Raw genomic sequence first — 9,900 nt, forward strand, 5'->3', positions numbered from 1 at the left:
AAGGTTAATCACTACTCAACAGGTGGCATGAACAGCACCTTCCCCTCGCATGTGGTGACGCAAGAGGATCGCTCAGCAAGTCGCGTCAATAAACCTCTGGGTAAACGTGTGCTGTTGTACTGCGTGATCGTGGTGTGCGCTTTTTCAGCGAATAACCTCTACATCATCAGTATTCCGCTTTACCTCTCTCAAGAGTTAGTGGTCGATGCCAGCTGGCTTGGGCTGTTATTTGGGGCTGCCGCCGCCTTTGAGATTCCGGTGATGCTGGCCGCCGGCCGTATGGCGGACAAGTTTGGCACCACGAGGGTGATGACGACCGCGGTTGTCTCTGGTGCGCTGTTCTATTTGGTGATGCTCGTAGAAACCCAATTTAGCGTGATGTTGTTTGCTCAATTGCTGAATGGTTTCTTTATTGGGATATGCGCGACCTTAGGTATGGTCGCATTGCAAGACATGATGAAGGATCGCCTTGGCACCGCATCGACGCTGTTTTCCAACATGCTGAACATCAGTACCCTTGTTTCGAGCCTCGCGGTGGGTGTGGTCGCCGAGCTGTATAACTATTACAGCGCGTTATATCTCTGTTTGGCGGGGGCCATCACTGCCGCCTTGTTGCTGGTGGTGTTTGAAATGATGAGTCACAAAGCAGAACCCGAGTGTCACGCGCCGAGCGCGTGATGGGGGGCGCTGGGTCAACGGCGCTCTCGTCGCCGTTGACCTTAAGGTTCGCCTCGATGAATCGGCTATTTCGCCCGTGTTGCCCCATTTCTTTTACGAAGAGGTGGCAGCATTTTCCGTCCAAACACATTGATCAAAGCGCCAGTAATGATCAATGTGCCGCCTAGGTAGGTCCAAAGCGATGGCACTTCATTAAAGACCCAAACACCAATTAGGGTAGAAAAGACGATTTGCACGTAAGAGTACGCCGAGGCTTTGCCTGCTTCTTGGGTTTGCATCGCTTTCGTCAAACCGTATTGGCCAATTTGGGTGAAAATGCCCACCAGCACCAACATGCACAGCATTGGCAAGCTTGGCCAAACGACGTTATCGCCCATCAGCAGCAAAGAGGTAGGTAGGGCGACCAACGGGAAATAGAAAATGATCACTGAACTGTCTTCGGTTTGGCTCAATTTACGAACGATGACGTAAGCAATCGAACTGCCAAACGCGCCACCGAGCGCGAGCATCACACTAAGTGGAGGCAGTTCATGGTGAACACTGTCACTGAAGTTGGGTTGCATCATCACGGCAAGCCCGGTTAAACAGAGAGCGATGCACACTAAGGTGGCGCTTTGAATGCGCTCCTTTAAAAACAGCACGCCAAGCAGCGCGGTGAACACCGGGTGCACGTATTGCAAGATGGTCGCTTCCGCAAGGGGCAGCGTGGTGACCGAATAGTAGACACACATCAACGCGAAGGTGCCCACGGCGCCGCGAACGAGGAGCAATTTACGATTGTGTCCCCATACCGAGAGGCGCTTACGCTTCACATCCAGATAGCTGATGATGAGAGACACCAATGCCCTCGCTGCAACAATCTCAAACACAGGAATACCGTGCTCACTGACGTATTTGACGCTTGCCGACATCAGAGCAAAGCCCAGTGCAGACAAGAGCATAAATCGAACCCCAACGGGGATAAGGTGGGTTGGCGTAGTGACGTTCATAGCAGTAAATGGCTCAAGGGGAGCTTGAGCTGACTTCTCATTATTATTCGCAATAGCCTCGCATCATACGCCAAGCCTTGCTGGGTAGATAGGTTAGATTGTGGATGACAGTTCTTGATGGGCAAAATCAATCAGCGCTCGGACTTTACGTGGAATTTCATGCCCGGCTAGATAGATGGCGTACATCGAACGTGTGCCGAGATCGTAATCGTCCAGTACCCGAACTAAACGCCCTCTTTTGATGCCATCGTGAGTGACAAAATCGGGGCACAAAGCGATACCCATCCCTTGCTCTGCCCACTCTTTTGCCACGCGCGCACTGTTGACTTTAAGTTGGCTGCGCGGTTTGAAGTCACTCTGGACGCCCTCTCGCGTAAAGGTCCAACGTTGGTAACCTTGCCGATTGGTATCAATAATCAACCGATGTTGCGCTAAATCGTCGATGCTAATCGGCGTGCCGTGGGCGGCCAAATACTCCGCAGAGGCCACTAACTGGCTGTGAATAATGCCTAACTTACGGCCACGAACAGAAGCGTTGTCGGGCAGGCCGATGCGAAAAGCAAGATCAAATCCCTCCATCGCTAGATCAACGAAATCATCGGTTAAGCGCAGGTCGAGTTCAATCTCTGGATGAAGCAAGGCAAAGCGGCGCAGTAGATCTTGCAGGTAGAGTTCACCAAAGGTGATGGGGGCGGAGATTTTGAGTGGCCCAGAGAGTTGTTGATGACTGCGACCGACTTGCTCGAACAGTTCGTCAAATTCGGTGAGAAGACGTGGCGCTTGCTCGAGTAGGCGCAACCCCGCACTGGTGACACTGACATTGCGTGTCGTGCGTTGCAACAGGCGGGCGCCGACCTGCGCTTCCAATTGAGCCACATATTTGGAGGTGAGTCGGTTAGAGATGCCAAGCCTTTGCGCCGCTGCGGTAAACGATCCCGTTTGCGCGGTGGCGACAAAGGCTCTAAGTCCATCCATTTTATCCACGGGTATCCTCCTAAGAACAATCGAAATGGGGAACATTCTTGCGAATGAAATTGCGAACAAAATATAGATAATTATTCCACATAATCTACATAGTGTTCATTATTTATTTTGCGCATACTGAGTTCATCCGCTCCTACTTACAAGGGAGCATCTCCAGCGAATACTATGAGGCACAACAATGACCAACGTGACTTATCAACAACTAAAACGCTCATTGAGCGCATCCGAACGCATGCCAGTGATCTTCCTGGGTCATGGCTCACCGATGAATATCATTGAAGACAATCGCTACAGTCGTTCGTGGATGGAACTGGGCGCCAGTTTACCTACTCCTCAAGCGATCTTGGTGCTGTCTGCTCATTGGATGAGTCAAGGCTCGACCCTGGTCGATGTTTCTGCGCAGCCTCGCACCATTCATGATTTTTACGGCTTTCCCAAGGCCCTGTATGAAGAGCAATATCCGGCCCCCGGGGCACCAAGGCTCGCGCGAGAAGTGGTGCAGTTACTTGACCACATCAACGCCCATGAAGATGAGACGTGGGGGCTTGATCACGGCGCGTGGGCGCTGCTGAAATCTCTTTACCCAGAGGCCAACGTTCCTGTGTTCCAGATGTCGATTGATGTTACGAAGCCGCTCGACTGGCATCTCAATCTCGGTAAAACATTGCGTGAACTTCGCCACCGTGGCGTCTTAATTCTCGGCTCTGGCAATGTGGTGCACAACCTACGCGCTCTGGATTTAGACGGTCATGTTCATGATTGGGCGCTAGAGTTCGATGATAAAGTCGGTCAGGCGCTGCAAACGCGACGCTTTTCATCCTTGGCGGATACACGTGAGCTGGGTTCTCTGCTTTATCAAGCGAATCCAACGCTTGAGCACTATGTGCCTGCGCTAACGGTTGCGGGAGCGTCGGATGAACAAGATCGGCTTTTCTCTATCACAGGTGGCATTGAACTGGGCGCGGTGTCGATGCGTTCATTCCTCTTTTATTGATAAAGCCAATGGGTGCATCCTAGTGTGTGAGGTGGTAGTCTCGAAGCTGTTCAATAGCCTAGCGTCATCACGACGGAAAAAGAGACCATTTGATGGGACGAGCATCCACCAATCAGCAAAATCAGACATCTTCGGCAACACCAAGTGCCCAATCACGTAAAAGCTTAGCGATTTTATTCGAGTTACTGGCTTTTGTGCGTCCTTATCGCTGGCAGGTCATCGGCGCGTTGATTGCGTTGGTGACGACTGCCTCGTTGACGCTTTCGGTGGGTCAAGGGGTACGCATGCTTATCGACAATGGTTTTTCACAGCAGTCATTGGCGGAGCTTGAGCAAGCGATCCTTTATATCGTGGCGGTCACCATCATGATTGCGGTGGGCACCTTCTTTCGCTTTTATTTGGTTTCATCGGTGGGGGAACGCGTCAGTGCGGATATACGCCTCGCGGTGTTTAATCATGTGATTTCTTTGCACCCCAGTTACTTTGAAACCAACAGCAGCGGCGAGATCATGTCACGCCTCACCACCGATACTACCTTGTTGCAAAGTATCATTGGATCCTCTTTCTCCATGGCGATGCGCAGCGCACTCATGTGTTTAGGTGCGATAGTGATGCTGTTTGCCACCAATGTGAAATTAACTTTGGTGGTGCTGGCGTCCGTGCCGTTTGTGTTGGTCCCGATTCTTTTTTATGGCCGTAAAGTTCGCGCTTTATCACGACGTAGCCAAGACTCGATGGCGGATGTCGGCAGTTACGCCGGCGAAGCGGTTGAACAGATTAAAACGGTGCAAAGTTATTCCCGTGAGGCGTTTGAGCGTGCGGCCTTTGCCACTGAAGTTGAAAAGGCCTACGACGTTGGCCGTCAGCGAGTGAAGCAGCGCGCCATATTGATTTCCGGAGTGATTGTGATCGTCTTTACTGCGATTGCTGGAATGCTTTGGGTCGGCGGAAGAGATGTGATTCATGGCACCATGTCGGCGGGCGATTTGGGCGCGTTCGTGTTCTACGCCATTATGGTCGCCTCCTCGTTAGGCACATTGTCTGAGGTCATGGGCGAGCTGCAACGCGCGGCGGGGGCAACAGAGCGTTTGGTCGACATTCTTCAAGTGCAAAGTGATATTGTGGGGCCGAGTGAGGCCAGGAGCGACAGCCCAATCCAAGGAGCGAGCGTCCAACTGGAGCAGGTGACGTTTCACTACCCATCGCGGCCAGATGTGGCGGCAATCGATAACCTCTCGCTTAAGGTCGCAGATGGTCAAGTGCTGGCGCTTGTTGGTCCGTCAGGCGCAGGAAAAACCACGCTGTTTGAACTGCTACAACGCTTTTATGACCCACAATCTGGTCAGGTGCGCATCGCAGGGCGTGATGTGAAGCTGTTTGAACCGAGTCAACTGCGCGAGTATATGGCGCTGGTTCCCCAACAGCCAACCCTGTTTAGCCAAGATGTGATGCATAATATTCGTTATGGTCGTCCAGACGCGAGTGATGAAGAGGTGATGCGGGCGGCGAAAAAAGCCCATGCGCACGAGTTCATTATGGCGCTGCCTGACGGTTACCACAGTTTTCTCGGCGAGCGCGGTGTGCGTTTGTCCGGTGGTCAAAGGCAGCGCATTGCGATTGCGCGAGCGATTCTGAAAGATCCCGCGATATTACTGCTCGATGAGGCCACCAGTGCACTCGACAGTGAAAGTGAACATCACGTTCAGCAGGCGCTTGAGCAACTGATGCAAGGCCGCACGACGTTGATCATTGCGCATCGTCTATCGACCATTCAACACGCGGACAGTATTGCCGTACTCGACGGGGGCCAGTTAGTTGACCAAGGCAGCCATGCGGCGCTGCTCGAGTCATGTGAGCTCTATCAGCGCCTGGTTGAATTACAATTTAGCCACCAAGCAAGCGCGCGCCCATCGCTGGTAGGGTAATCTGCATGGATTCTCCTTTGACGGGGAGGGCGTGCTTGTCGAGTAAGTCGGTCAACACAAACACCGGCTTGGTGAGCTTCCACAGTGGAATAGAGACGATTTGGTTTTGGTTGCTGACGTTAAAGGCGGCAACAATCACTTCATCGCCTAGGGTACGCGCAAACACAAAGCTGTTGTCGTCGTGTACCAGAGGGACGTAATCACCGTATTGCAGCGCAGGGTGTTGTTTGCGCAAGGCGATCAATGCCTGAAACAGAGCCAAGGTGGGGTTAGCGTCCACCTTATCCCACGGCATGCAGCGGCGATTATCGGGGTCATGACTGCCTTCGAGTGCCAATTCACTGCCGTAATAGACACAAGGTACGCCGACATAGCTGAATAGCAGCGTGGCAGCCAAGGCGTATTTTTCGGGTTCCTCTTTGACTAGTTCAATAAAGCGCGCAGTATCGTGGCTGTCGAGCTGATTCAACTGTGCCAATTGATTGGCCCACGGCAGCTTCGCTCTCGCCTCGGCTTGCCAATCCAAAAACTCGCTGACATTGATGTCGATTGGGTCAAACGCGATGTCTAAGCCTGTCAGCAGCGCTCTGAGTGGGTGTGCAAACCCATAGTAGTTCATTGCGCCATCTTCTTGATCGCCTTGCAGCCATTGAGTCGCTTCAAAGAAGTGCTCACCCAGTACGTAGCAATCCGGGTTGACTTGCTTGGCGGCGTCACGAAAAGCTTTGACGTAGTGCGCGTTGTTCTTTGCCCCTTCTCCTTCGCCTAGCATATGAATCACATCAAATCGCCAAGCATCAATGGAGTAGGGTGGCTTTAGCCAATGCTTGACCACCGCATCGTCCCCTTGATAGAGGTATTCTCTTACCTCTGGGTTGTCAAAATTGAGCACAGGCAGAGATTGTATGCCCTTCCAACCGATGTAATCTTGGCCCTCATCTTTAAACAAGTAGTAATCGCGGTAAGGTGAGTTCACCGATTGATACGCGCCTAGGGTGTCATGCCAGCCTTGCAAGTTAAACCACGGGTGCTCGGTGGAGGTGTGATTGAAGACGGCGTCCAACATGATGCGCATGTTTCGCGAGCGTAATTGCTCACATAATTGAGCAAAATGGGCGTTGCTGCCAAGGTGGGGGTCGACGTTGCGATAATCTGCAGTGTCGTACTTATGGTTGCTGGGTGCGGTAAAAATCGGATTAAGGTAGAGCGCCGTCACACCCAGTGATTGTAAGTAATCGAGTTTACTTTCAACGCCGTAGAGATCGCCGCCATAAAATTCGCAGCCACCATTTCCCTCCAAATCGACGGGTTCGCCCCAGCGTTTACAGGTGACAGGCTTAGTACCACGAGACACCAAATACTCGCCCCCTTTCACGCTTAACTCGGGCTTACCGTTGCAAAAGCGATCAGGGAAAATTTGGTAAAACACTTGTTGACTGACCCACTTAGGTGGCTGATGTTCGCGATTGTACTTAAAGTGCGTCTCTTTACCCGGCATACGGGTGCTCACTTGCCGGCCATCGAGCCAGTACTGACGCTGGTTGCTCAGCAGCTTGAAGACATAGTGCGTGATGGCGCGATCTTGATTGAGTGGGAAACTGGCCGACCAGATATCCAAATAGGGCGTCTCGTCGACGCGGGTCATGGCCACCAAATACTCTTCGTTGTCGGGTTCATGGCGCACGAGAACCTTATCAAAGTGAATGCAGTTTTCCGTCGCTAAACGCACGGTGAGGATAGGTTTGGTCTCATCTAGCGTGACCCAATCGCGAGATTGGCCATGAAAAAGATATGGCAGCGTCATAGTGTTTCCCCTAGTTCCAAGTAAAAGGTGCACAGTGGCGTAAAATTCAGGGTGGCTCGGCCAATCCCATTTTTGACCTGCAGTTGGTGTGTGTCGCCGCTTAGGCAGTTGGTCAAGGCGTAGGTCCCCTCAGTGAGTTGCCATTGGGCGATGAGCGCTTCGTTTAACGTTAACGTCACCTCATGAGACTGCGTTTGGCTAAAATTGGTGGCGATGATCAAGGTTTGCGTCGAGCAAGAGCGCGCGAAGGCGTAGAGGTAATCTGCGCCATCACCAAAAGCTAGGTGGTTGTCGGCATAAAGGTCATGGTAGTTGCCACACAGCGCAGGGCTGTTTAACGTTAAGTTAAGCAGCCTTTGGTAGAAGTGACGCAGTGTGCGTTCTTGCTCGGTGAGTTGGCCGCCATCAAACTGGCCGTTATTCATCCAGCGTTGGTGATGAGGGACACCAACGTAGTCAAAAATAGAGGTTCGAGACGGCTGGCCATAGCCGGCCATTTCAGCGCCGGGTTCTGCAACTTCTTGGCCGAAATAGATCATGGTCGGCGCGCTCGATAGGCACGCCGAGACTAACATGGCCGGTATGGCGTTTTCACCCGAAGCGCAACACGCGGGTGAAGCGAGACGTTGCTCGTCATGGTTCTCCATAAATTTGAGCATATGATGCTCAATATCGCGCAGTTGGTATTCAATGCGGCCTATCTCGCTGGTGGAAGCGCATCCTTGGGTGACCTTAATCAGGTGATCATACAGATCCACCTTGTCGTAGAGGTAGTCCATCTTGCCCAGTTGGATGTAATCACGATAACGATCGGGTTGGTACACCTCGGCAATCACTATCGCGTCGGAGTTGGTGTGCTTAATGTGTGCGTTGAGGTAGCTCCAAAACTCGACCGGTACCATCTCGGCCATATCAAATCGAAACCCGTCGACGCCTTTGTCTAGCCAGTAAAGCGCGATATCACGAAATTTCGTCCAAGAGTCCGGCACATTTTGCGATTGCCAAAAATGCAGGTGTTCGCCGCAATCTAAATGGCGATAGTGCGGAGGCAGAGAGGCAAAATCGTGGCTACCGTCGGGCCTTACCCCATAATTGATTTTTACCGTTTCATACCAGTCGTCGGCGTTGGGCTGAGCCAAGCGTGAACCGTTGCCGGTCCATTTGGCTGGGTACTCAACGTACGCTTCTTCTAATGCGGGGTGAGATTCTCCCCCGAGCGGGGGATTCGTCGCCAATTCGTCAGGCACTGAGAAGTGTTCGCCGGACAGGTAATAGAAATTATTGTCACGATGATAGATTACTGAGGTGTCATCGTCAGCGCCAAAATCGCGCACGCCAGGCGGGTTATATTCTCCTTGGTAGACCCGCGCGACATGGTTCGGGACTATGTCGATGATCACTTTAAGCCCCGCTTTATGGGTGCGCGCAATCAACGCCTCAAACTCTTGATTCCTGTGTTCTGGATTGTCCGCAAGGTCGGGATTGACGCTGTAATAGTCCTTCACGGCATAGGGCGACCCTGCTCTGCCCTTGACGATACTGGGATGATCACTGCGTATTCCACATTGCGAATCGTCGGTGACCCGCGCATGGTGCGGCACACCGGTATACCAAATATGGGAGATGCCGAGATCTCGAATGGCCTCTAGTGCGCGAGGCGTAAAATCGCTGAATTTGCCAACACCATTTTGCTCGCGAGTTCCCCAAGGAACGTTGGCGGTACAGATATTGCCAAAAAGGCGAGTAAAGACTTGGTAAAGGGTAATTTTGTTCATGCTTCACGAATTGTGGTGTGGAATGTTGATCGGATGAAGGCAAAGTGTAGAACAGTCAATTGGGCCATCCCTCATCCAAAGTAAAAATATGAGGGGCGTAGATCTGTTTTTTTGTGATCTTGCTATGTTTTTCTGTGATCTCACTATATATTGCGCGCGAGTGTATTTATGAGACATATTGTTTTGTCACATATCCACACTGAATGAGGTCTAAGTTTGATGGAGAAAAATGATTCGCTGTCTAAATAAAACATGCATATATTGAGCCGGAATTGATAGGTTTTATGTGATCATTGCTCGTTTTTTTAGTAAATGATACAATTTCTTTCGGTAAGTTATAATTAGTGTTCAAATTATCAGGAGACGGCTTTGCGCTTTGTGCTGTTGAACCAAAACAGATACTGCGCGAGCTAAAAACTAATTTATGGATAATGAATTTAAAAAATACAGTATCGACACGACGGACTATCAAGTTGGTCAAGACAACGTTCAAAAGTGGGGATTTGATATCCACAACCCCGTTTTTGGTATCAGCGCAGGACTCGTCATCCTCTGTTTGGTCTCTTTGTTGGTGGTTGAACCAGCAACAGCGCGCGACGCACTAAATGGTTTACGTAACGGTATCATTGCCGATTTTGATGTCTTTTTCATGTGGGCGACAAACTTCTTTGTCGTGTTTGCGATAGCGCTCCTCTTCTCGCCCCTAGGTAAAATTCGCATCGGCGGTATCGATGCGAAGAAAGAGTATTCC

General features: G+C 51.3%; 8 protein-coding genes. 4 read left to right on the forward strand and 4 right to left on the reverse strand.

The window, feature by feature from the left end; translation table 11 throughout:
• The coding region (locus AC6R1O_RS19520) for an MFS transporter (RefSeq protein ID WP_500657655.1) at nt 1-678 on the forward strand (678 nt) is incomplete at its 5' end.
• 65 nt (nt 679-743) lie between these two features.
• Here AC6R1O_RS19520 and AC6R1O_RS19525 read toward each other — a convergent pair.
• Both AC6R1O_RS19525 and AC6R1O_RS19530 read right to left on the reverse strand, forming a co-directional pair.
• On the reverse strand, nt 744-1,667 hold the full coding sequence (locus AC6R1O_RS19525) for a DMT family transporter (RefSeq protein WP_500637464.1): 924 nt from the start codon (nt 1,665-1,667) through the stop codon (nt 744-746).
• Nucleotides 1,668-1,760: 93 nt separating this feature from the next.
• Nucleotides 1,761-2,642, reverse strand: a complete 882-nt coding sequence (locus AC6R1O_RS19530) for a LysR family transcriptional regulator (protein WP_500637468.1) — start codon at nt 2,640-2,642, stop codon at nt 1,761-1,763.
• A gap of 187 nt (nt 2,643-2,829) precedes the next feature.
• On the opposite strand from AC6R1O_RS19530, the gene ygiD reads away from it, so the two are divergent.
• Both ygiD and AC6R1O_RS19540 read left to right on the forward strand, forming a co-directional pair.
• Entirely contained in the window at nt 2,830-3,645 is an 816-nt protein-coding gene (gene ygiD / locus AC6R1O_RS19535) for a 4,5-DOPA-extradiol-dioxygenase (RefSeq protein ID WP_500637465.1), read from the forward strand.
• Nucleotides 3,646-3,737: 92 nt separating this feature from the next.
• Nucleotides 3,738-5,570: an ABC transporter ATP-binding protein/permease gene (locus tag AC6R1O_RS19540; RefSeq protein ID WP_500637466.1), complete on the forward strand. Its 1,833-nt coding sequence runs from the start codon at nt 3,738-3,740 to the stop codon at nt 5,568-5,570.
• Here the strand turns inward: AC6R1O_RS19540 and malZ are convergent.
• Both malZ and AC6R1O_RS19550 read right to left on the reverse strand, forming a co-directional pair.
• The gene (malZ, locus tag AC6R1O_RS19545; RefSeq protein ID WP_500657656.1) at nt 5,530-7,374 is read right to left on the reverse strand and encodes a maltodextrin glucosidase; all 1,845 of its coding nucleotides are present in this window, start codon (nt 7,372-7,374) and stop codon (nt 5,530-5,532) included. The two genes, AC6R1O_RS19540 and malZ, sit on opposite strands and share 41 nt — an antisense overlap.
• Nucleotides 7,371-9,149, reverse strand: a complete 1,779-nt coding sequence (locus AC6R1O_RS19550) for an alpha-amylase family protein (protein WP_500657657.1) — start codon at nt 9,147-9,149, stop codon at nt 7,371-7,373. The genes malZ and AC6R1O_RS19550 overlap by 4 nt, the downstream gene beginning before the upstream one ends.
• A gap of 424 nt (nt 9,150-9,573) precedes the next feature.
• Here AC6R1O_RS19550 and AC6R1O_RS19555 point away from each other — a divergent pair.
• Nucleotides 9,574-9,900, forward strand: a 327-nt coding sequence (locus tag AC6R1O_RS19555; RefSeq protein WP_500657658.1) for a BCCT family transporter, incomplete at its 3' end; no start/stop codon positions are given.

Source organism: Vibrio sp. R11-SG3-ISO3-SZ, from assembly GCF_059834345.1.

What these genes read in the sequence shown, in the direction of transcription:
- malZ (WP_500657656.1), bottom strand. Translation starts at nt 7,374, where the DNA reads ATGACGCTGCCATATCTTTTTCATGGCCAATCTCGCGATTGGGTCACG.
- AC6R1O_RS19550 (WP_500657657.1), bottom strand. Translation starts at nt 9,149, where the DNA reads ATGAACAAAATTACCCTTTACCAAGTCTTTACTCGCCTTTTTGGCAAT.
- ygiD (WP_500637465.1), top strand. Translation starts at nt 2,830, where the DNA reads ATGACCAACGTGACTTATCAACAACTAAAACGCTCATTGAGCGCATCC.
- AC6R1O_RS19540 (WP_500637466.1), top strand. Translation starts at nt 3,738, where the DNA reads ATGGGACGAGCATCCACCAATCAGCAAAATCAGACATCTTCGGCAACA.
- AC6R1O_RS19530 (WP_500637468.1), bottom strand. Translation starts at nt 2,642, where the DNA reads ATGGATGGACTTAGAGCCTTTGTCGCCACCGCGCAAACGGGATCGTTT.
- AC6R1O_RS19525 (WP_500637464.1), bottom strand. Translation starts at nt 1,667, where the DNA reads ATGAACGTCACTACGCCAACCCACCTTATCCCCGTTGGGGTTCGATTT.